The sequence below is a fragment of the Aeromonas sp. CA23 genome, assembly GCF_002587065.1.
GTDB classification, from domain to species: Bacteria; Pseudomonadota; Gammaproteobacteria; order Enterobacterales; family Aeromonadaceae; genus Aeromonas; species Aeromonas bestiarum.
On record NZ_CP023818.1, the window covers coordinates 3083987 to 3106940 of the forward strand.

The 22954-nt window shown below is 59.0% G+C and carries 21 protein-coding genes; 16 read left to right on the top strand and 5 right to left on the bottom strand.

Annotated features, from left to right (window positions below):
- The first annotated feature begins 19 nt into the window (after positions 1-19).
- From CK910_RS14505 to CK910_RS14525, 5 genes are all read left to right on the top strand, one after another.
- The gene (locus tag CK910_RS14505; RefSeq protein ID WP_098983787.1) at positions 20-928 is read left to right on the top strand and encodes a Mu-like prophage major head subunit gpT family protein; all 909 of its coding nucleotides are present in this window, start codon (positions 20-22) and stop codon (positions 926-928) included.
- Between the two features lie 108 nt (positions 929-1036).
- Complete coding sequence (locus CK910_RS14510) at positions 1037-1345, top strand: hypothetical protein (RefSeq protein WP_253852703.1); 309 nt, start codon at positions 1037-1039, stop codon at positions 1343-1345.
- The gene (locus CK910_RS14515) at positions 1342-1758 is read left to right on the top strand and encodes a gp436 family protein (protein WP_098983788.1); all 417 of its coding nucleotides are present in this window, start codon (positions 1342-1344) and stop codon (positions 1756-1758) included. Before CK910_RS14510 ends, CK910_RS14515 begins: the two co-directional genes overlap by 4 nt.
- The gene (locus tag CK910_RS14520) at positions 1755-2201 is read left to right on the top strand and encodes a phage tail terminator protein (RefSeq protein WP_098983789.1); all 447 of its coding nucleotides are present in this window, start codon (positions 1755-1757) and stop codon (positions 2199-2201) included. Before CK910_RS14515 ends, CK910_RS14520 begins: the two co-directional genes overlap by 4 nt.
- Positions 2201-2950 (top strand): hypothetical protein, encoded by a 750-nt coding sequence (locus tag CK910_RS14525; protein WP_098983790.1) that lies wholly within the window; start codon positions 2201-2203, stop codon positions 2948-2950. Before CK910_RS14520 ends, CK910_RS14525 begins: the two co-directional genes overlap by 1 nt.
- 54 nt (positions 2951-3004) lie before the next feature.
- On the opposite strand, the gene CK910_RS23790 is transcribed toward CK910_RS14525, so the two are convergent.
- A complete protein-coding gene (locus CK910_RS23790; protein WP_157774631.1) occupies positions 3005-4030 on the bottom strand; it encodes a hypothetical protein in 1026 nt (341 codons plus the stop codon).
- Positions 4023-5240 (bottom strand): hypothetical protein, encoded by a 1218-nt coding sequence (locus CK910_RS23795; protein WP_157774632.1) that lies wholly within the window; start codon positions 5238-5240, stop codon positions 4023-4025. The genes CK910_RS23790 and CK910_RS23795 overlap by 8 nt, the downstream gene beginning before the upstream one ends.
- A 260-nt stretch (positions 5241-5500) precedes the next feature.
- Between CK910_RS23795 and CK910_RS14535 the strand changes: the two genes are divergently transcribed.
- From CK910_RS14535 to CK910_RS14570, 8 genes are read left to right on the top strand one after another with little or no spacing between them, the layout of a single operon-like run.
- Complete coding sequence (locus CK910_RS14535) at positions 5501-8335, top strand: tape measure protein (RefSeq protein ID WP_098983792.1); 2835 nt, start codon at positions 5501-5503, stop codon at positions 8333-8335.
- Entirely contained in the window at positions 8332-8700 is a 369-nt protein-coding gene (locus CK910_RS14540; protein WP_098983793.1) for a hypothetical protein, read from the top strand. The genes CK910_RS14535 and CK910_RS14540 overlap by 4 nt, the downstream gene beginning before the upstream one ends.
- On the top strand, positions 8697-12311 hold the full coding sequence (locus CK910_RS14545; protein WP_098983794.1) for a curculin (mannose-binding) lectin protein: 3615 nt from the start codon (positions 8697-8699) through the stop codon (positions 12309-12311). Before CK910_RS14540 ends, CK910_RS14545 begins: the two co-directional genes overlap by 4 nt.
- A gap of 56 nt (positions 12312-12367) precedes the next feature.
- Positions 12368-13594: a hypothetical protein gene (locus CK910_RS14550; RefSeq protein ID WP_253852704.1), complete on the top strand. Its 1227-nt coding sequence runs from the start codon at positions 12368-12370 to the stop codon at positions 13592-13594.
- 2 nt (positions 13595-13596) lie between these two features.
- The gene (locus tag CK910_RS23800) at positions 13597-14745 is read left to right on the top strand and encodes a LamG domain-containing protein (protein WP_216640155.1); all 1149 of its coding nucleotides are present in this window, start codon (positions 13597-13599) and stop codon (positions 14743-14745) included.
- An 18-nt stretch (positions 14746-14763) separates the two neighbouring features.
- Positions 14764-15168: a hypothetical protein gene (locus CK910_RS14560; RefSeq protein WP_098983795.1), complete on the top strand. Its 405-nt coding sequence runs from the start codon at positions 14764-14766 to the stop codon at positions 15166-15168.
- Between the two features lie 12 nt (positions 15169-15180).
- Positions 15181-17130, top strand: coding sequence for a hypothetical protein (locus CK910_RS14565; RefSeq protein ID WP_098983796.1), 1950 nt, complete (start codon positions 15181-15183; stop codon positions 17128-17130).
- Complete coding sequence (locus CK910_RS14570) at positions 17127-17351, top strand: hypothetical protein (RefSeq protein WP_098983797.1); 225 nt, start codon at positions 17127-17129, stop codon at positions 17349-17351. Before CK910_RS14565 ends, CK910_RS14570 begins: the two co-directional genes overlap by 4 nt.
- Positions 17352-17433: 82 nt before the next feature.
- Here the strand turns inward: CK910_RS14570 and CK910_RS24120 are convergent, their stop codons facing one another.
- Positions 17434-17574: a hypothetical protein gene (locus tag CK910_RS24120; RefSeq protein ID WP_172955322.1), complete on the bottom strand. Its 141-nt coding sequence runs from the start codon at positions 17572-17574 to the stop codon at positions 17434-17436.
- A gap of 369 nt (positions 17575-17943) precedes the next feature.
- Between CK910_RS24120 and fabV the strand changes: the two genes are divergently transcribed.
- Together fabV and CK910_RS14580 are read left to right on the top strand one after the other, a co-directional pair.
- On the top strand, positions 17944-19137 hold the full coding sequence (fabV, locus tag CK910_RS14575; protein WP_005314774.1) for an enoyl-ACP reductase FabV: 1194 nt from the start codon (positions 17944-17946) through the stop codon (positions 19135-19137).
- A 162-nt stretch (positions 19138-19299) separates the two neighbouring features.
- Entirely contained in the window at positions 19300-20775 is a 1476-nt protein-coding gene (locus CK910_RS14580; RefSeq protein ID WP_098983798.1) for a YfcC family protein, read from the top strand.
- Between the two features lie 65 nt (positions 20776-20840).
- On the opposite strand, the gene CK910_RS14585 is transcribed toward CK910_RS14580, so the two are convergent.
- Positions 20841-22055: a pyridoxal phosphate-dependent aminotransferase gene (locus CK910_RS14585; protein WP_005314784.1), complete on the bottom strand. Its 1215-nt coding sequence runs from the start codon at positions 22053-22055 to the stop codon at positions 20841-20843.
- Positions 22056-22416: 361 nt separating this feature from the next.
- Here CK910_RS14585 and CK910_RS14590 point away from each other — a divergent pair, with 361 nt between their 5' ends.
- On the top strand, positions 22417-22629 hold the full coding sequence (locus CK910_RS14590) for a DUF1653 domain-containing protein (RefSeq protein ID WP_098983799.1): 213 nt from the start codon (positions 22417-22419) through the stop codon (positions 22627-22629).
- Between the two features lie 60 nt (positions 22630-22689).
- Here CK910_RS14590 and CK910_RS14595 read toward each other — a convergent pair whose 3' ends face one another.
- Positions 22690-22953 carry a GrxA family glutaredoxin gene (locus CK910_RS14595; protein WP_010633640.1) on the bottom strand — a complete coding sequence of 88 codons (264 nt, stop codon included), beginning with the start codon at positions 22951-22953 and terminating at the stop codon, positions 22690-22692.
- Between the last annotated feature and the right edge of the window lies 1 nt (position 22954).

Genomic DNA, 22954 nt, shown 5'->3' on the forward strand with positions numbered 1-22954 from the left:
CCAGAGAAGGAACACCGCTATGGCCATCATTACACCCGCGCTGCTACAGGCCCTGTTCACCGGCTTCAAGAAGAACTTTGAAGACGCCAAGGGGGAGGCACCGACTCAGTACACAGAGATCGCGACTGTGATCAAATCGACCACCAAATCCAATACCTATGGCTGGCTCGGCAAGTTTCCCAGCCTGCGCAAGTGGGTCGGGGATCGGGTGATCGAGTCGATGAAGGCGCACGGTTACCAGATCGTCAACGAAGACTTCGAGGCCACAGTGGGGGTCGATCGCAACGATATCGAGGACGACGAGCTGGGCATCTATGCCCCGCTGTTTGCCGAGATGGGGCGCTCGGCCGGGGTACATCCCGACGAGCTCTGCTTCGGCCTGCTCGGGGCTGGCTTCACCACGCCCTGCTACGACGCTCAGTATTTCTTCGACACCGATCACCCTGTCTATCCCAAGGCCGATGGCACAGGGACTCCGGTACTGAGTGCCAACCTGGTGGTGGATGGTGCCTATGCCGGTGAGCCCTGGTTCCTGCTAGATACCAGCCGCGCCCTCAAGCCCATCATCTTCCAGGAGCGCAAGGCGCCGCAGCTCATCGCCATGACCAAGATCGACGATGAGGCGGTGTTCACCCGCAAGGAGTTTCGCTACGGGGTGGACTGCCGCGATGCTGCCGGCTTTGGTTTCTGGCAGCTGGCGTTCGCCAACAAACGGGCACTCACCCCCGACAACCTGTGGGACGCCTTCTCCAGGATGCGGGAATTCCAGGCGGATGGCGGCCGCAAGCTCGGTGTGAAGCCGACCCTGCTGGTGGTACCGCCATCGCTGGAGAAGTTGGCGACCAAGATGCTGGAGCGGGAGCTGTCTGATAGCAGCAGCAACGAACTCAAGGGCAAGTTGAAGCTGGTAGTGGCGGACTACCTGTAAATCCCACCGTTACGCGCTGTTTAAGAACGGGGTTAAACGGCCACAGGATTGGCGTTTAACCCCCCGTTTAAACAGGCCTCGACCAGATATGAAAGAGGGAAACATGAGATGGAACACGAGATGGAACAGGCTATTCGAGTTGGCATCACCTCAACGCTTCGTCAGGTCTATTTCCGAGCGGGCCTGCCGATTGATCCAGGCAAGTCTGAGATGGCTGTGTCGCCTCTGCAGTGCGAGACCCTGGAGGCCGATCCGCGTCTGGTGGTCGTGCGGCTGGCTGAGGATGCCGAGCTTTCGCCAGCTGACCCACCGCAGACGAGCGGGGATCTGGACGCAGCAGTGGGTGGCCTGAGCACAGAGCCCGAAAGCCAGGTGACTGCCGCCAAGCCCGCCAGTAGCAAGGGTAAGGGCAAATGAGCTACGCCAGCGTCAATGACATGGTGATCCGGTTTGGCGAGGCGGAGCTGCTGCGCCTCGCCATGACACCGGCCGGCGAGCTGGATCAGCCCGCCATCACCATCGCCCTGCAAGATGCCAGTGCCTTGATCGATGGCTACCTGGCGGGGCGCTACCCCTTGCCGCTGGCCCATATTCCGAGTGCCCTTGTCCCCATTTGCGCCGATATTGCCCGTCACCGCCTCTATGGCGAGCAGGCGCCGGAGCAGATTGCCAAGCGTAATGAGGCCGCCCTGGCCTTCCTCAAGTTGGTGGGCAAGGGGGAACTGGCGCTTGGACTGACGGCCGATGGCGAGCAGGTGGAGAGCCAGAACCTGGCCCAGTTGCAGTCTGATGGCCGGGTCTTTGGCCGAAGCAGTGGGGGCTTTCTATGAGCACTCAGGCCAGCACTCCATCTCCCGAGCTCGACTACCTGGCGGCCGGTGAGCGGCTGCGCGAACTGCTGTTGCCATTGAAGGCGAAAGGGCTCAAGGAGGTGTTTGTGGCCACCGACCTGGATGCGGTGGCCAACCTGGGTCAGCACACCCCGGCCATTCATGTGATTTACCAGGGCGAGCGGGAGAACGACACCACCCAGTCCGGGCGGCAAAGCGCGTTCGATCAGGTTTGGCTGCTGGTGTTGGTGCACCGTGCCACTCCCAAGGAGGCCAGCGCCGGGGTGTGGCTCGGGCGCATGTTGCAGGCCGTTGCCGGGCGGGCCTGCGGAGACAGTACCTTTCGGCGTGAAACCGCACCGGTTCGGCCGAGTTACAAGGGCGGGGTGGCGTATCTGCCCCTTGCTTTCAAGACGACAGTGAAGTTCAAGGGAGAACGCTGATGAGCGAAACATTGCACCTGGAAGGGGATCTCTATATCGAGACCTTCACCAACAACGTGTCGAACGGGGTGATAGGCCCGGTGGACGTCAACAGCCTGGAGGTCAAACCGGACAGCGAGAAGATCAGCATTCCGAGCAAGCGCAAGGGCAAGCTGGGTCAGGCGCGGGAGACCTACTTCGTACCCAAGCCCGCCACTGTGACTATCAAGACCAGCGAGATCCCGCCCGTGCTGCTGGCCGCCGCCTTTATGGGTCTGGAGAGCCCCATTAATCAGGGGGCCGGAACGCTGACTGATCTGCAGGTCGTTCTGCCCGCTTGGCCGAAGTGGGCCCAGCTGGGCAAGAGCAATATTGCTTCGACTGGCCTGGCCATCAATGAAGGGGCCACGGCGCTGGTGATGGGTACCGATATCGAGGTCAACTATGCGCTCGGGCTGGTGCGGGCGGTGAAAGGTAGCTCGGTAGCCGATGGCGGCAGCCTGACGGTCAGCGGTACCTATAATGCGGTGACCGGTACCCGCATCGCGGGCAACATCCAGCCGGAGATCAAGGCGCGGCTGTTGCTCGATGGCCGCAGTATCGTTAGCGGCGAGGCCATCAAACTGACGGTGCCCCGTGCAAGTTTATCCCCCAAGAAGGCGGTGGACTTTATGAGCGACAAGCCCATCGAGATTGAGCTGGAGGGAGAGTTGCTGGCCGTGGATGGCGAGACAGCCCCCTTCTATGTGGATCGGCCGGTGACGGTGTGACGTTTGATTGCAGAACGGCGGGGAGACCCGCCGTTTTTGTATTTGTAAAAATGCTTATGAAGTGGTTCTATCAATCTTGAATTGAATTAACCAACGCATAACACTTGTATCACCATCTATATAAGCTTTAATTTTTTGTGCTGCTTCATAAGATCTTTCAACAGGAATAACATAATCAAAAACCTTGCTCATCACCTCCAGTGTCGTCTGAGTCCATGGGCCTTCTACGATCATGATACCGAGGCATTCTTTATGCTTTCCTTTCCAGTTTATTGCTGAAAACATTTTGTCTTTTGCATATAAACTTGCATGGCCTGCACTGCTTTTTCTTACTTCAATAAAGGCTTTTGGTGATGCGGGGTTAGGTACTACAAAGTCAGCTCTAAAATCATATACCACACCACTTATGCCATCGTATTCATCTTCTCGCAAAAAAGGCACATTCTCCTTTTTCAAAGCCTCAGCAACAAACTCCTCTAACAACAACCTACCGACTAAATCACGAACAATACCTTCTGTTGTTGCTTTGATTCTTTCTTTTATTTGTATTTGATTAGGTATGGATTGTTTGTCAACTCGCGCGATTAGATGTGCCAGTTTTTTACTAACCGGTTTGGAAATACCAGTGTCGCTTGCCGTGCCCGTACCAATTTCTTTTTGTAAATCTCTTTTGCTAAATGCGCCAATAGCGTGCATCAAAACAGGAAGAAAGTGAGGGTTTTCATAAATCCATTCCTCTGAAACTTTTGTAAAGTTATCTGTTTGTGAAAACGCATTTGAAACTAAAGAGTCAATAAATGGTTGTATGTTTTTATATAAAAGCCCAGTTGCTGCTCTCTCTATTCCAAATGAAAGAGCGCTTCTTGCCAACCAAGCATTTTTCCGGGATTGTAAATTATCAGGGATTTCATTAATGGTATAACCTTTTCCACAAAGTAAAATTGTGGAGTTATCTATATCAGACCAATGTTCTTCAGTCGGTGAATTAAAGTTCAGAGCCTCTTCAGATAGAGTAATCATTTTATTAATAATGAGTCTCATCTGAGCTGATGCATGCTGATAGAGGGTTTCGTTACTCATTGATTTCTCCAAGTTTTTTTTCTTTATCGATTTCAGCTCTAACTTCTCTGAATCGCGGGAGTTCTAGGTTGGAAAAAAAATGGCCAGATCGGTCAAATGTTGTGTTTTTTGAAAACCATTGAGAAGCTTTATCTTTTGATGTTTTCCTAGAAGTTAACCAAAACCTACAGTTATTTGCATACCGAACAGCGCGAATCACTTCAAATATAAAACCATTATCAGATGCGACTTTTGCTACGTGACCCAAGAAAAAGAAAGGAACTATCTCCAAATATTCTTTGTTATCACTATCCAAATCCAAAAAACCATATCTATTGGCTATCGATTGACGATTTGTTTTAATAAAACTACGTCTATATTCGCCACCAAAAGTAATAAAGAGTAGAGCATTTTCATTCAAATGCTGCCATACAAGTTGCAACTGTTCATGGCAGGTTACAAAAGGGTCTAAGTCTATGAGATCAAAGATACCAAGGGAGTTGCTTCCCATAATATTTAGATTGTCATCATGATAAATGCTAACTTTATTGCTATCTTTTGTTGTGTTTCTAAGTGCGTCTAAAGTAATTGGATCTTGTTCAATACAGATTATATCTTTTATGCTTTCGCATTTTATAAGGGTTTTTGTGAATCTACCTTCACCAGCAAATGGCTCAAAAGCCCTTAATGGCAAAAAGTTTGATGATTGTAGTATCTTCCTATTTACAAGTTGTTTGTGATCAGTGTTTATACCAAATGGATTCTTTTTGTTATGGCCATACTGAGAGCGTTTTACAAAAAGCTCTTTTTCAACATGCTCAAAATCAACTCTAAAAAGAGCTGCAATTTTCCACGCAGGAAGGCCTTGCTCAAAGAGTTCTTCGGCGCAATCCTTTACATTATCATTCCAAAATGCAGAACCTTCGGATCTATATTTCTGTGTAAAAATAATGCCTTTAGATTTGCAATGATCCAATAACTTATAGATCATGTCCTGTGGGTTTCTATTGAGGCAAGCCGCTACGAACGTAATGCTTTTTTGTTTATGCCAAGCATTTATTGCAGAATCGAGTTCATCTTCTGTCCAGCGCCGTCCTTTGGTATATCTACCTTTCAGTGGTACCACTAGACGTAACTGAGAAAAACCATGGCGTTTTAAGATGTCAATAAACTTAGCGTCATGAGAGGATGCCGGAAGTGTTGGTAGGTCTTCCCAATGTTCGTATATCAACTATTCACCTATTATGCTACATCTAAAAATATACACCATTAATGTGCGTGATAGTATTTGTAAAATAAATAAAACGTAATAACGGTCTCTTTCATTTATGTTTGCTATGACTGTTATCTTTATCTGCGCTCAACATAAAGTAAGTTTTGTTGTAAACATGTGTTACTTATATGTAAACGCAGTCTGTAATTTATAATAAATCCACCCTATTAAACCATCCTTTTACCATATGAGCCATCCTACTAGTTCAGGAATGCCTCATGTCCACCTCTACCACCCTCAAACTTGCCCTGGAGTTGGCGGCCAAGGTCACCGGTCGGGAAGACCTGGCCGCCTTGGCGAGTGAGGTGCAGGAGCTGGGCCCGATCTCGGACGAGACGGCCGCCGAAACGGTGCAATTGGCCGAGAGCCTCGAATCGTTAAGCCGCCAGCAGGCGCTAATCCAGCAGTTCAATGACTCCAAAGCAGCCCTGACCCAGCTCGAACTGGCGACAGTGCTCAGCCGTGACAAGCTGGAACAGTTGCGCCGTGAGCAACAAGCAGGCAGTGGCGATGCCAAGGCGCTGGCCGAACAAGAGCGCTTGTTGGCCTCCGAGGTCAAGCAGTTGGAGCGCCAGCTGGTCGCTCAATCCGCCAGTCATACCCGCCTGCACGCAGGGCTCAAGCAGTCCGGGCTCGACACCAAGAATCTTGCCCAGGAACAGCAGCGCCTGCAGCGTGAGCTGACCAAGAGTGTCGCCCAGACCGAGCGACTGGGACGCGAGTTTAGCCAGGGCAGTCAGCAGGCCGGTGGCTTGCAGGGGGCCATTGGCAGCCTGACTGGGCGCCTGGTGGCGCTGGCAGGTACCTGGTTCGGTATCCAGACCCTCACCACCCAACTGATGGCCATGTTCCAGACTGGCGACCAGGCCGAGCGCCTCGATGTGCAGCTCAAGGCTGTGATGGGATCGATTGCCGGTGGCAAAGAGGCGTCAGCCTGGATCCAGGACTTTGCCAAGAACACCCCCCTGCAGCTCAGTGAAGTCACCCAGGTATTCGTGCGGCTCAAGGCGTTCGGCATCGACCCCATGGCGGGGGCCATGCAGGGCATTGTCGATCAGGCGTTCAAGTTGGGCGGCGGTTTTGAAGAGGTGCAGGGCATCTCTCTGGCCCTTGGCCAAGCCTGGGCCAAGCAGAAGCTGCAGGGTGAGGAGATCCTGCAGCTGATTGAGCGGGGCGTGCCGGTCTGGCAGATGCTGGAGCAGGTGACGGGCAAGAATACTGCCGAACTGCAGAAGCTCTCAGAGGCGGGCAAGCTGGGCCGTGAGACCATCTCTGCCCTGATGAACGAGATTGCCAGCCAATCGCGCGGTGCCGCTGCCGACAACATGAGTCTGCTCTCCGGGCTTATCTCCAATGCCCAGGACAACCTCGCCAAGTTTTACCGCATGGTGGCCGAGAACGGGGCGCTGGCCTGGCTCAAAAACCAGCTGGCGAACCTTAATGCCGAATTTGAGGCGATGGCCAGGGATGGCCACCTGCAGGAGTGGGCCAAGCGCCTCTCCGATGGCTTTATCACCATGGGGGAAACCCTCAAGGCACTGATCCAGACCCTCTATGAGTGGCGCACCGCGCTGACCGTGCTGGCCCAGGCGTGGGTCGGCCTGAAAATCGCGGGCTGGATTGGTGATCTGCGCAGCCTCTATGCCCAGTTTATTGCCATGCCCATGGCGACCGCGACAGCAGCAGGCGGCATGACGACTGCGGGCACGGCTGCAGCTGGTGCGGCGATAGGGGTCAGGGTGCTGGGCGCTGCCGTCAAGGGGCTGCTGGCCGCCGTGGCGGTCGAGTCCATCATCCAGATCACCCAGTTCGCCGCTGCCCTGCGCCAACTGGTGCAGGCTGAGCTGGCACTCCGGGAGGCGCAAGCGCTGCGCTCCGAGACTCAGGCCCGCCTCAATGGTCAGTTTGCCGCCCTGTCAGGCGAGCTGGGTTTTGTCATCACCAGCATGGCGGACCTCGATCGTCTGGTGGCCGAGGGCAAGGTGCATTACGACGAGGCCACTGGAAGCTGGCGACAAGGCGCCGCAGCCGTTAAAGCGCTGGGTGATGAGGCAAAGAGTACCCGTGATTATCTGGCCGAGATCAATGCGGTGGCCAAGCAAACCGCCGCCGATGGCCCGGCCAAGTTGGCCAAGGCGTTTGAGGCGTTGGGGCTGGACTTTGAACGGGCCAATGGCCGTATCGGTGCGGGCTTCCAGAAGACCATCGGCGCCCTGGATGTATTGGTGGCGCACACGGGTGCCAGTAGTGCCGCCATCGAGGAGGCGTTGGCTGCCGCCTACAACAGCGCCAAGACCACCGCCGAGCTCGATGCGGTGATCGAGCGCCAGCAGCAGCTGGCCGCCCAGGGCAAGATCACCGGCGAGGCGCTGGCCCGCTCCATGGCCATCGCTGCCGACGCCATGAGCAAGGTGAAAGGGGGCAGCGGGGAGGCCAAGCAGGCGGTGGCGGCCATCGGCGATGGCTTTGACGAGGCTGCCGTGCGGGCTAAGGGGGCGACCGATGCCATGCGGGCAGGGCTCAAGGGCGTGCAGGACGAGGCCGAGCAGACCAACACCAGCCTCTCTGGCGGTGGAGGTGGCAACGGCAACACCCGCACCGTCAATGCCGGATCTTTCTATTACAAGAGCGTGGATATCAACAGCCTGCGCGGCAATGCCGATGGCCTGGCTAACACGCTTGCAGGCGTGGAAGAGGAGCTGGCCCGCTACAGCCAGAAGGTCAAAGATATTCCGGCCTATAGCGAGTGGAGCAAGTATTACGGCGAGAAGTTCCAAAAAGAGATGGAGGCCATGCGGGCCCAGCTCAAGGCCGAGCTCAGCAAGGCCCAGGCCAAGGAGTCAGAGCAGGCTCAAACCGCCAGTACATTGGCAGCAGGCCAGGCAGATCCCGGCTCGCCAACCCCCTCCGAAGCCCCGTTCAATCAGGGCCAACCCCAGCGGCACATCATCGAACTGCGTGGGCCAAGCGGCGCCAGAGCCGAGGTGCAGGCCGACGAGGCCAATGCCAACGCTTTTATCAGTCTCCTTAAACAGCAGGGATTGCGCTCATGAACGTGACCTTAAACAGCGAGCTGCTGCCCGATGATCTGGTCTGGCGCGACGAGTTCGACTGGTCGCCCGTCGAACAGGTGGTAACGCCGACCCTCTCCGGCGCGCTCCTGGTGGAGGAGACTCCAAGGCCGGAAGGCCGCCCCATCACGCTGGTGGGCCATTGCGCCCGCGCCACCGTGCAGCGCCTCAAGGCGTTGGAAGCGATACCAGGTCAGTTGCTGACCCTGACCCTGCTGGACGGGGTGGCCCGCACCGTCATCTGGCGCCGCCCCGGCGTGGTGGTAACGGCCTTGATCGAGATGGCTGACCCCGAGGCGGGTGAGCCCTATGCCCTGACCCTGAATTTCACCGAGGTAAGCCCATGACCATTCTTTCTGGCGATATCAAGCTGATGACCAGCCAGCGGATGACGGACACCCCGGATGGCGGTGGCCGTATCACTGGCAAGGAGGTAGTCAGCGGCGAGCACAATTCGATTTTCCCTGACGTGTCAGATCTGGACCGCACCTATGGGGTGGTCAACCTGCGCAAGGTATTCCTGGCCACCCAGACCGACAACGTGGATACCTACTTTGGTGCCAACGCCACCGTGCTGCTGCCACCGAGCGATCCCAACGTGGGCCTATGCCTGATGAGCACCAAAGACCACCACGACACCCGGGCTACCGCTCGCGACGTGCTGGAGCGCTATCTGGCGCGTGGGCCCAAGTGGCGGGGCTTTCTCTACGACACCCAGTTGGAAGGACAGCGGGCGATCCGCTTCTTCCAGCGGGTCGAGGTACGCCTGCCAGAGATTGGCGAGACCCTGGTGCTGGTCGGCAATGAGGGCAAGGCGGGCGAGTTCGAGCAGTATGTGCGCGTGCTTGAGGTCAACCAGGCGCTGGCCAAGTTCCAGATCCCTGGTGTACCCGAGTTCACCCGCAACATCGTCACCTGCGTACTGGCTGATCCGCTGCGCTACACCTTCGAGGGTGAGCAGCCGACCCCCTATGACGTGGTGACCAATGCCAAGACGGCGCTGCGTGAGACGGTAGTAGCCGATGCGGCCAACTACTACGCCAGCACCAAGATGGCGGAAGATGCGGCGTTCGGTGCCATGCAGGTGAAGGCCAAGACCATTTTCACCCAGCTGGTGCCGGCCGCCCGCAGCGAGACCCCCGCCGTGGATCTGACGGCAGCCGGCGAGCTGGCCAGCCTGGTGGATTCTGGTAAAGGGCTGGTGAGCTTCACCACTGCCGCCAGCATAGCCCCGAGCCGGGGCCTGTTCCTCGGCAGCGGCGCCAAGCCTGGCACGCTTAGCATCAGCATTGGCGCGGCCACCATCACCGACAAGGGCGGTGAGCTGGTTGTGGCGGGATCCGTAGTGGGGTCCATCGACTATGGCCGTGGTCATTGTGAGTTCAATGCCCAGTGCCCGAACTACGGCGCGGCCAGCAAAACAGTGAGCTTCTGGCCAGCCTCCCGCCCGGCTCGCATCGCCGACACTGCGCGGATCGAGGTTAAGGCCAACAACCGGGGCTATGCCTACACCATCACCCTGCAGCCGACCCCGGCGCCGGGCACCACCACCATCAGCTTTATGGCACAAGGCAAATGGTATGACTTGAAGGACAACGGCCGGGGTGAGCTGCGCGGTGCGGATCTCTCTTACGGATCCGGCACCCTCAACCTGGCCACCGGCTCGCTCATGCTGACCTTGGGGGCGCTGCCGGATGTGGACACCTCCATCATGTTCAGCTGGGCCACCCCGGTGAACTACACCAACCGCAGCGGGCAGGCGATCAGCATCAGCAAGAGCGCATGGCAGCTGCCCCACACCGGGGTCACCCCCAAGAGCCTGGTGCTGACCTGGGGCGCAGGCAAGACCGCCAACGACTCGGTGGGGGATGGCAAGATCCGTGGCGATATCACCGGCACCATCAACTATGCCGAGGGCATCATCGATCTGGAGCACATCACCCTGCCAGCGCTTGGCCAGGAGTATGCGGCCCAGTACCAGTATGGTGAGCCGGTGACCGAGCGCCACGTTGAACCGGGGCGCCTGAGCACCCCGGGGCAGGTGGGGCACCTCTCTATCACCCTGGATGGTTCGGGCGGTGGGGCGCACAACCTGACCCCGGGATCGGTACGGGTCAAGTTCAACGCCCTGTATCACAAGTTTGACGTGGATGATCAGGAGCTGGTGATCGCCACCCGCGATCCCATCATCACCCTGCGCGATGACGGGCTCGGCAAGCTGCTCGATGCCAGCGGCGTGGTACTGGGGGCCATCGACTACACGGCCGGCACCCTGCATTTCATGCCGGACGGCAGTGCGCCCTTGCCCAAGCCGACCTATGCCTGGGTGACCGTGGGCACCCGCTGGGAGGGCAGCAACCAGATCGCGGTGCAGCGCTGGACCATGACCGGGATCCAGTACCACACCACGGCCTATACCTTCCCGGATGGCGAGCAGGGCTGGGTGGAGGTGACCTACCGCAATAACAATAGCGCGCAGGCCCAGAATGCCACCCTGACGGCGCAGGCGCTGCGTATCGACGTGACCCCCGGCTTTGCCGAGGCGATCCTGGAGGGATCGATGCGCTTCACCTTGGGCGGGTCTACCTACGTTGACCGGCAGGGGCTGCTCTACCGCAACCCGGATCCCGAGACGGGCGCCGGCATCCAGGCGGGCACCATCGACTACTCCAACGGGTTGGCGGTGCTGGCCGACTGGGCGGCAGGGCAAGCGGCCCAGCCTGCGCTGCAATCGCTGGCCACCTCGTTCAGCGCCCAGTCGGTGGATGCGGTGACCTTCCGTACCCCGGGCGCCCCGCTGGCCCCGGGTAGCCTCTACATCAGCGCCAACACCGCCAGCGGACGCCGTATCGAGGCCACGGCAGACGGGGACGGCTATTTCACCACCGCCGATATGGACGGCCGGGTGAGCTACCAGACCGGCATCGTGCAGGTGCGCTTTGGCCGCAAGGTCACGGCAGCCGGCAACGAGAGCCAGCCCTGGTATGACGCCGAGGCCGTGGGGGAGGATGGCAAGATCTGGAAGCCGTTCAGCGTGGTGGCTGACACCATCCGGTTCAACTGCGTGGTGTTCAGCTATCTGCCGCTGGATGCCGACATCATAGGGCTGGATCCGGTGCGTCTGCCGTCTGATGGCCGGGTGCCCTTCATCCGCAAGGGCAATATCGTGGTGGTGCACAGCACCCAGCGCAGCGCCTTCCCGTTGGGGGTGACGGCAGGGCAGCAGCTCAACACCAACCGCACCCGATTGGCTTACGCCCATGTAGAGGACAAGGACGGCAAGCAACTGGCACCGGCGCTCTACAGCGTCAACCTGGACAGCGGGGTGGTTACCTTGGCCAGTCCGCTGAACCTGACCGGCTACGTTGAGCCGCTGGCCGTGGTGCACCGCATTGAGGACATGAGCCTGGTCACCGATGTGGAGATATCCGGCAGGCTAACCTTGGCCCGTCCGCTGTCCCATACCTACGCCGCCACCGACACCTATGTGTCGAGCGCGTTGATCATGGGGGATCTGTGGGTGCGCTACACCAGCCTGTTCGACCAGAGGACGTGGACCAACAAGTGGCAGGACTACGTAGACGGCGACCAGTCAACGGCCCAGTACAACGACACCGACTTTCCGTTGGTGGTGACGAACCGGGCCACCATAGAGGAGCGTTGGGCGATCATCTTCCAGTCCAGCACCTCCTTTGTGCTGGTCGGGGAGCATGTGGGCCAGATCGCGCTGGGGGATGTGAACACCGACTTTGCCCCTGCCAACCCCAACAACGGCCAGCCCTATTTTCGGCTGGACAAGCGGGGCTGGGGCACCGGCTGGGCGGCCGGCAACGTGCTGCGGTTCAACACCCAATCGGCCAATTTCCCGATCTGGGCGATCCGCACCGTGTTGCAGTCGGTGGCGGCCAACCAGAGCGACAAGTTTGAGCTGCAACTGCGCGGCAACGTCAACCGCTAACCGGTGGGGCAGTCTGCCCCACCCATTATTTTGCCGTGGGGCATGGTGCCCCACTGATGGAGATGGACAATATGACTTATCCGGTAAAGTGGTATTCGAGCAACATGCAGGGTGCAGGCAACCTTGGCGATACTACCGATGGCGCGCTGACTTCCCTGCTCAAATCAATTCTGGTTACCGGTTTCGGTACGCTGGCCATCAATGCCCTGGCTTGGGATACAGCTAAGGGCTGGGCGGTGGCGACCTTTACCGGTGGCCATGCCTATCTGCAAGATTCCGTGGTGCAGGTAGATGGGGTGAGCCCCGCCGCCTATAACGGTGAGCATCGAGTGATGCAGGTCACGGCCACTCAGGTCTGGTTCGAGCTGGCAGGCGGCAACCCGGGGGCGGCGGGCTCTGGCGCGGCCATGACCATGAAGGTGGCGCCGCTGGGCTGGACGCTGACCCATGAGAGCGGTGACGGCAAGGTGGCCATCTACCGGCCGGCCAACGTCAGCGAGTCGGGCAATGTATCTTGGCGCTTTGATAACACTGCCTTTAGCGGCTGGACAGGCTCTAATACGTGGGGGTACGGTTCCTATCTTGCCAAGGTGTCGCTGGTTGAGGATGTGGTAGATATCAACACTTTTACCACTATCTTTGAACACCGCTGGCCAGCAACCCAGCGCTATAGCGATAAAATCTGGGATCTGATAGGCGATGATCAGTTGCTCTACTGGCTGCCATCGCTCACCGCAGTCAGCTATCAGGCTGTGTTTTGTATGGGTTATATCAGGTCAATCAGACCCGGTGATCGCTATCATGCGGTGCTGTGCCACTACTCGACGACCAATGCGGGTGATAATAGCGTCGCTTGGGGTGTCAGAGAGAATCCAGGAGGAGTAAATAACTGCGGTACACCCTTAACCTCTTTTGACAACTCTTCGCAGCGGGTTATGGCTCGCGCTTATCATCAGTTATTCGGTTCGACCTCCTGGTGGACAAAAGGGATAGGTAGTCGCTTTGGTGCGGGGTTATCTGTGCCAAATGGCACAGATAATGGCTTTTACCTATCCACCGATCCCATCATGGTGGTGGAGAACGGCAGCCATCTGCGAGGTTACATGCCTGGACTGATCTGCCCTTTAGGGGATATCACCGCCTGGCATCGAAAAAACTTTGCTGATTTACCGGCGTTGCCAGGCAAGAAGATCCGCTTTATTCGCGGACTTTATCAGCCAAACATTCATAGCATTGACTCCAGATCATTGATTGGCTTCGATCTAAACGGCCCCTGGAGGTAACCATGGCAAGCGACCAAGCCTTGCGGGATCTCATCTTGGCCAGCAATCCAGTGGGGTATTTCCCACTGGATACTCCGGCAAATCTGGGACGAGACATATCCCCCTATGCCAATCATGGCAGTCAGAGTGGGTCATTCCGGCAGCGCCTCACGCAACTGGCAGGGATGGATATCGCCATGGCCCAGGGCGTCAGCGCTGCTCTGGTGGCGATCCCGGATAGGGCAGAGTACAAGGGCCGAACCTTCACCATGGAGTGCATCATTTTCCATCAGGAAGATGCCAACCTGGTGATCGCCGAACGGGGGGCAGATAACCAGAACTGGGGCCTGCAAAGCGCAGGCTCAGCAATGGGGATGCCGCTGTCTTCCTACCAATTCGCGTTGGGGGCCAGCACGGCCGCCGCAAATGGCCGTGCTAGCCAAGGCCGCTTTGCCCATATGATTTTTACCAGCGCCCTTGGCTTCACCAAGATTTACCAAAATGGTATCGCCTTACTGGAGGCTACTGCGGCAACGGGGAATGGAATACAGGGCAATCAGGGGACGCTGCCTGTCCACCTTTTTTCCCGTAATGGCAGCTTTGGCAGTTCTGCATCCATGGCCCACGTTGCTTTTTACAATCGTGAACTGACTGCCGCCGAGCGACTGGCTCGCTCCGACCTGTTCAATCAGCCCTATGACGTGAAGTTGCAAAAAATGACCGCGCTCCCTGCCAATCCAGAGCCGCGCAGCCTGTTCCAGCCGCAGGATGTGGCATGGCGTGGCACCCCACCGTTATATCCTGGCCCCATCAATATCCAGAACGTCACCTCGCTCCCCCTGCTCAAGGGGCGGGATTATTACTGGATCCGGGATGGGGTGCGCAACGTGGAGCAGGGTTACATCCGCAACAAGGTGACCATCGACGGGGAGGGGGTCAGACGGCGGGTGCTCTGCTTCAACCAGGACGGTGAACTGATCGGCGAGACCTATAGCCGCGCCTCAGATGGCGTCTATCAGTTTGACCTGCTGTGGCTGAACAAGCGTTACATGCTGGTCGCCCAGGATGACCCAGCGTTTGGCCCAGCCGATTACAACGCCGTGGCGGCTGACTACCAGGCGCCGCTCCCCTACCCAACAGATGGCAGTGTTGTTCCTGTCCAATTTCGCTAATAACCCAAGGAGCGCCGCATGCTCAAGTTCAGCGATACGGTGCGCACTGCCCGCGCCCAGGTGCTGGCCACGGCCATCGACACCGGCAGCGCAGGCCCTGCCACCTTCAAGGTCTACACCGGGCCACGGCCGGCACCCGGTGCGGCCATCACCAGCCAGCAGCTGCTGGTCACGCTCCAGTTCCCCAACCCTTGCGCCCAGTCGGTGACGGGCGGGGTGCTGACCCTCAAACCGCTGGCCGAGCAGATGGCCACCGGTAACGGCGCTCCCAACTGGGGGCGTTTTACCAACCGGGACGGCGACTTTGTGGCGGATCTCGATGTGGGGCCGCCGGCCAGCGGAGCAGATCTGGAGATCCCCACCGACGAGCTGTTTGCCGGCGCCCTGGTGCGCATCAACACCGCCACCATCACCGAACCTTAACCGGAGCCACCTATGGCCAGAAAGGACGCCTCCCTTGAGCTGCGCAAGGCGCGCCAGAACAATGGCAACCTGGAGCTTAACCAGGCCATGGTGGTGCGCTATGAGGCGGTGCTCAATGGCCACCCGCTGCCGCCCGTGCTGGCCTGTTCGCCCGGGCTGGTGTTGCCATCCGTGGTGCAGGGGCAGACCACCGCCCCGGCGCTGTCCGCCGATGCTGGTCTGATCTATCCCGCCACCTTGGCGGCGCCGTCACCGGCCGCCGTGGCCGAGATCCGGGGCACCATAGTTATCGAGTGCGTCATGGCGATGACCACCCAGGCCGCGATCCACGACTTCGACGCCGGCTATGACGTGAACGTGTTCAGGGGGCCGAGCCATGCCAGTGCCGGCGATTGGGACCGGGCTGCGCTGGTGAGCAGTGGGGTGGCCAGTGACTGGCAGCAGCCGGCCATTGAGCGTTCCAGCTGCGCCGCTGACTGGCAGGAAGCCGCGCCGCAGGCATCCGCTGTGGTTGAGCTTGGGGAGGTCATGCCCCAGCGCTATGAGCTGAATAAGGGGGTGTTTGAGGAGGCCGTGGCGGTGGGTATGGCCCATGGCCAGCCGTTCGACAACTTGCCGCCGGGTCACGCCGTCACCCGGGCGCTGTGGGTCGAGGCCGCGCCGGTCGATAGCTGGCAGGTGAGCGGGTATCGCAACCCGCCGCGCTTTGACCAGGTATGGCAGGCCGACCAGTGGCAGGAAGGGGGCAAGCTGGGCAAGGCCAGCGGCCAGCCGTTGAGCCATGGTCGCCCGCAGCACTGGCGCTGGCTTGACCGGTGGGAGGAGGCCAAGCAGCCGGACCGTGGCACCAGTCCTGATCCAAAGCCGCCGATCATCCCCGAGCGCCCGGACAAGCGCACCAAAGGGCTAGTCTTCGGCCGCAAGCGTGGCGATGCCTCGCTGGAGTTCGTCTGGTATGGGCAAGATGCCCGCATCGTTATCCCAACCCGGAGGGTTTATCTGGTGAGTAACACAGCAAGCATTGTGCGGGTGCGCGATGGGCTCGATATCCCGGCCACCTCGTTAAGCATCGAGCTCGATACCGATTCCTGGGCATGGCAGTTCAGCGCCCAGATCCCGCGCATCGCGACGGCGGCCCTGACCGATGAGGAAGAGGTGAGCATCCACATCAACGGACAGCAGTGGGAGTGCGTGTGCGATGGCTGGCAGTCGAGCCAGAGCTTTGCCCGCGAGTCGGCCACTCTGACCGGCCGCTCTCGAGCCGCTTATCTGTCGCCGACCCATGTGCTGGCGCAAGCGGTGAGCGCGAATGCGGCGGCCACCATGGCCCAGCTGGCAGCAGCTGTGCTGCCGTTTGGCTGGACACTGGAGTGGCAGGCGGCGGATTGGCTGGTACCAGCCGGATTTTTCAGCCTGGATAACCAGACCCCGATCGAGGCGGTCAAGTACCTGGCCGAGGCGGCTGGGGGCTTTGTGCTGCCGCATCAGCGCAATCAGCACCTGGTCATCAAGCCGCGCTATCCCACCGTGCCCTGGCAGCTTGAGACGGCGCTGGCCGATGTGGCCATCCCCCGCGCCATCATCACCACCCTGGGCAGTGACTTCCAGCCGGGGCAGGCGGCCAATGGTATCTGGGTCAGCGGTGGCCATCAGGGCATCAGTGCGCGGGTAGTGCGTCAAGGTACTGCGGGCGAGCAACTGGCCCAGAGCATCACCCATCCGCTGGTGTGCGATGTGGCTGCGGCCCGCGCTCAGGGTGTGGTGGGGCTGGCCAAGACCATGCCCAAGCGCACCCAGACCATTGAGCTGCCGCTCTCGGACGATACGGGTCTTATTATGCCGGGCGCACTACTCGCGATGGATGGCTGGAAGGGCTACAACCGGGGCGTCAGGGTCTCTGCTGAGCTGCAGAACAAGGCCATGACGGTGCGCCAGCGACTGAGCGTGGAGCGATTTGTATGAACCTGTTCAAGCGATTCCTGGAACTGGTACCCGGTGCCGACCCGTTGCTGGTCGGTACCGTGACAGCCATGACCAGTACCACTACCACCTTGGATACGTTGGCGGGGGGCACCATCACAGTGCGCGGCGTTGGGGTGGCCATCGGCAAGAAGGCGTTTTACAGGGGAGGGGGGCTGGCAGGAGAGGCGCCTGACTTACCGACCTATGAGATAGAGGTTTAATACCGGTTTAACGGGCTTATCAAACTCGGCGATTCCTGTGCCACCAAGTTTGATAAAAGTACCAAGGGCACGGTTTTTCGTTTTAGGCAGAAAGATTTTTCATTTTTCGCGGCGGGCTACAATAGGGCACCCGGGACTGAATGGCATGCTCGAAGGCGCCCAGTTCCGCCAGTGCAGCCTCTTGCTCACGTTTCTCATTGTCGTTTGCACGTTTCCAAAACATGGTGGAACTCCTCGTTGAGACCCTTGTGAGACTTCTCGTGACAATAGTCGACCGGCTGAATTCTAGTACAGAATATTTGGCCAATCGCGCAGATATGGGGGTAATTATCTGTTTTTATTTTATTTATTCTGGCTGCCCCCGGGGGGCCATACTCGGGTGTGCGGCCAGCACCGGCCTCATGCCCAGGCTTTTCCAACCGTCATTCCCCTGGCGCCGGCCCGGTTTTGACGGTGCGGATACCGTGAATCTGTTCGTTTTCCCCGCAGTTCAACACATCAGAGCACCCTAGGGGGGGGGGGGGGGCTAGGGCGGCAAGATGAGGTATCTTATGCCCCGATTTCATCCATTTAACGGATCCGAGACCCCCATATGATTATCAAACCCAAGGTTCGCGGCTTTATCTGCACCACCACTCACCCGGTTGGCTGTGAGGCCAATGTTCGTCGCCAGATCGCTTACACCCAGGAGCAGGGCATGATTGCCAATGGCCCCAAGCGGGTGCTGGTGATCGGCGCTTCCACCGGTTATGGTCTGGCTTCCCGGATTGCCACTGCCTTCGGTAGCGGCGCTGCCACCATAGGCGTCTTCTTCGAGAAAGCCGGCAGCGAAACCAAGACGGCGACTGCGGGCTGGTACAACTCCGCCGCCTTCGACAAGGCTGCCAAAGAGGCGGGTCTGTATGCGAAAAGCGTCAACGGCGATGCCTTCTCCAACGAGTGCCGCGCCAAGGTCATCGAGCTCATCAAGGCCGATCTGGGCCAGATCGATCTGGTGGTCTACTCCCTGGCCTCGCCGGTACGTAAGATGCCGGAGACAGGTGAAGTGGTGCGCTCTGCCCTGAAACCCATCGGCGAGACCTACACCACCACCGCCATCGATACCAACAAGGATCAGATCATCACAGCCACCGTCGAGCCGGCGAACGAGGAAGAGATCCAGAACACCATCACCGTCATGGGCGGCCAGGATTGGGAACTGTGGATGGCTGCCCTGCGTGATGCGGGCGTGCTGGCTGACGGCGCCAAGTCCGTGGCTTACTCCTATATCGGCACCGACCTGACCTGGCCCATCTACTGGCATGGCACCCTGGGCCGCGCCAAGGAAGATCTGGACCGCGCCGCCACCGCCATCCGTGGCGATTTGGCTGCCAAGGGCGGCACCGCTCACGTGGCCGTGCTCAAATCCGTGGTGACCCAGGCCTCTTCTGCCATTCCTGTGATGCCGCTCTACATCTCCATGGCCTTCAAGATCATGAAGGAGAAGGGGATTCACGAAGGTTGCATGGAGCAGGTCTATCGCATGATGCGCACCCGCCTCTATGGCGAGGAGCTGGCGCTGGACGAGCAGGCCCGCATCCGCATGGACGACTGGGAACTGCGTGAAGACGTGCAGCAGACCTGCCGCGATCTCTGGCCTTCCATCACTACCGAGAACCTCTCCGAGTTGACCGACTACACCGGCTACAAGCAGGAGTTCCTGCGCCTGTTCGGTTTCGGTCTGGCTGAGGTGGATTACGAGGCGGATGTGAACCCGGACGTGAAATTCGACGTGGTCGAGCTCTGATCCTGACTCAAGTGAAAACAGGGCCCCGCGGGGCCCTGTTTTTTTATCAAAAACTCCGCTAAGTTGCGGAATTTTATTATCCGCGATCACCTTTTTCCCATATCAAACCCGCTAGTCTTGCGCTGATCGGATCACAGACGGCATTGCCGAGGAACGGAAGCTATGACCACTCCAAACGAGGCGCCCAAGAAGCGCCAACTCCCCACTGTCTATACCCTGCTTTTCATCATCATCGCCCTGATGGCTGCTCTCACCTGGGTGCTGCCGGCGGGCAAATACAACTATGTGACGGCCAAGACCCAGCAGCCTGTCGCGGCGGCGGCCGTGGCCGACTACAGCGGCGATGAGCGATTGCTGCCTGTGCCCGGCAGCTACACCGAGCTGCCCTCCCACCCGCAGGGGGTGTTCGAGGTGCTCAAGGCCCCCATCCAGGGCTTCCACAAGGCGGCCGACGTGGCGCTGTTCGTGCTCATCATAGGCGGCTTTCTGGCGGTGACCATGCAGAGCGGGGCGCTGGATGCCGGGGTGGGGGCAATAGTGCGCGCCTTCGCCGGCCGCGAGCGGCTGCTGATCCCCGTGCTGATCGCCCTGTTCGCCCTCGGCGGCTCCACCTTCGGCATGGCGGAGGAGACGGTGGCCTTCTGGGCGCTGATCGTGCCTGTCATGATGGCGGCGGGCTTCGATCGCATGGTGGCGGCGGGGATCATACTGCTTGGCTCCGGCGTCGGTGTGCTTGCCTCCACCGTCAACCCCTTTGCCACCGGCATCGCCTCCGGCTTTGCCGGCATTCCCATCGGCGAGGGGATAGGCCTGCGGGTCATCCAGTGGCTGCTGCTGGTGATCTTCGCCTCCTGGTTCGTGATGCGTTATGCCAAGCAGGTGCAGCAGGACAAGTCCCGCTCCGTGCTGGCCGACATCCAATATGACGACGAATTCTCCCAGATGAAGCGCAGCGACTCGGCCTTCACCGGCAAGCAGAAGCTCACCATGCTGGTATTCTTTGGCACCTTCCTGCTGATGATCTATGCGGTGGTGCCCTGGTCGGATCTGGGGATCGATTTTCTGCCAACCCTTGGCTGGTGGTTTGACGAGCTCTCCACCCTGTTCTTCAGCGCCTCCATCCTGATCGCGCTGATCAACCGCATGCCTGAGTCCAACTACGTCGCGACCTTCCTGAGCGGGGCTCGGGATCTCATCGGGGTGGCGCTGGTGGTGGCGGTGGCGCGCGGCATCTATGTGGTGATGGAGCAAGGGGTCATCATAGACACCATCTTGCACTGGGCCGAAGGGCTGGTGACCGGCCTATCCTCGTCGGTCTTCATCCTGATGGCCTATCTGGTGCACATCATTCTGAGCTTTTTTATTCCCTCCACCTCGGGGCTGGCGACCGTCTCCATGCCGCTGATGGGGCCACTGGCGGACTTCTCCGGCATCTCCCGGGATCTGGTGATCACCGCCTATCAATCCGCCTCCGGCTGGATCAACCTGTTCGCTCCCACCGCCGCCCATCTGGTGGCGGGGCTGGCGCTGGCTAGGATCCCCTACGATCGCTTCGTGCGCTGGGTGCTGCCCTTCATCGTCGGGGTGGCCCTCATCACCATGGCGGTGCTGGTGGCGGGAACCCTGTTGCATGGCTGATGGCTTAAGTACCAAACGACAGACAGCAAAAAGGCTCCCGAGGGAGCCTTTTTCATGAGCCGTGCTTACTGCTTGTAGCCCTTGAGGAAGCGGGCGAGACGGCCTATGGCCTCTTCCAGCTCCTCTTCACGGGGCAGGAACACCAGCCGGAAGTGATCCGGCGCCGGCCAGTTGAAGCCTGTGCCCTGCACCAGCAGCAGTTTCTCTTGCTGCAACAGGTCGAACACCATCTTCTGGTCGTCGCGAATGTCGTACACCTTGGGATCCAGGCGCGGGAACATGTAGAGCGCCCCCTTGGGCTTGACGCAGGAGACGCCGGGGATCTCGTTCAAGAGCTCCCATGCCTTGTCCCGCTGCTTGCGCAGGCGGCCGCCCGGCAGGATCAGCTCGTTGATGCTCTGGTAGCCACCGAGCGCGGTCTGGATGGCGTGCTGCATCGGCACGTTGGCACACAGTCGCATGGAGGCCAGCATCTCCAGCCCCTCGATGTACCCCTTGGCGCGTCCCTTGGGCCCGGTGATGACCATCCAGCCCTGGCGGAAGCCGCAGGCGCGGTAGGCCTTGGAGAGGCCGTTGAAGGTCACCACCATCACATCGTCGCACAGGGTGCAGACGCTGGTGTGGGAGATGTCGTCGTAGAGGATCTTGTCGTAGATCTCGTCGGCGAAGATGATGAGGTTGTGCTGGCGGGCTATCTCGATCACCTCCAGCAGGAACTCGCTGCCGTAGACGGCGCCGGTCGGGTTGTTGGGGTTGATCAGCACCAGGCCGCGGGTGCGCGGTGTGATGCGGGCGCGGATGTCGTCGAGATCCGGATACCAGTCGGCCCCTTCGTCGCAGCGGTAGTGCACCGCATGGCCACCGGAGAGGGTGACGGCGGCGGTCCAGAGCGGATAGTCGGGGGAGGGCACCAGCATCTCGTCGCCGTTGTTGAGCAGCGCCTGCATGGCCATGACGATTAGTTCGCTGGCGCCATTGCCGATGTAGATGTCGTCGATGTCGACCTTGCGCATCCCTTTTTGCTGGTAGTACTGCATCACCGCCTTGCGGGCCGAGAAGAGCCCCTTGGAGTCGCAGTAGCCCTGGCTCAGCGGCATGTTGAGGATCACATCCTTGATGATCTCTTCCGGCGCATCGAAGCCGAACGGGGCCGGGTTGCCGATGTTGAGCTTGATGATGCGGTGGCCTTCGTCTTCGAGACGGCGAGCTTCTTTATGCACCGGGCCGCGGATGTCATAGCAGACATCGTCGAGCTTGTGCGACTTGTCGATAGTGAACATGGTGAGTGTGCTTCCTTCCCCGTGGGGACGCGTTGGCGAAAAAGGCGATTTTTAGTATCAAATTTCTTTTCCCCTATTCTTCACAGAATTGAATGCTAGAACAATCTTCTTTTTAGTAGAATTCCCTGATTTTTAGCCCTAAAACAGGGTTGCTGAAACGTTAAATTCAGCACGATCGTTTGTGTGAACCGAGGTTCACCAGTGAAAGATGAGGGGCTGATTAACAAAGCTACCCGACTGTGTTGAAATATTCGCATCCAATGGCACGATTGGCTTGCGTAAAAAATCGTGGCCTGTCCCCCTTGCGGGGCCTTGGCACATCGTCGCCGGGCCCATTTTCATCATCTGTCGAGGTATCTCCATGCACGCACCCGCGCCCGGCCGTTATCGCCACTTCAAGGGAGGCCATTATCAGGTACTCACCCTGGCCCTGCACACCGAAACCCAGGAGCAGCTGGTGATCTATCAATCCGAGCAGGATGGAGCCGTCTATGCCCGCCCTGTGGCCATGTTCATGGAGTGGATCGAGCATCAGGGGCAGGTGGTGAGCCGCTTCACCCCGACAGCTGGCTGAGCGGCGGTTTGCACCATAAAAAAAGGCGCCATCAGGCGCCTTTTTTCCATGCGGGGGAGCTTACTGGTAGAGACCCAGGTTCTCTTTGGCATAGGCTTCGAAATCGGTGCAGCCACCGATGTGCTGCTCGTCCAGGAAGATTTGCGGCACTGTGTTGACCGGCTTGCCGGCGCTCTTGGCCAGATCTTCCTTGGTGATGCCTTCGGCGTGGATGTCCACGTAGCGGAATTTGAAATCGTCACGCTGCTCAACCAGCTGCTCGGCGATCTGCTTGGCACGGACACAATAGGGGCAACCGGGACGACCAAAAATCACTGCAAACATG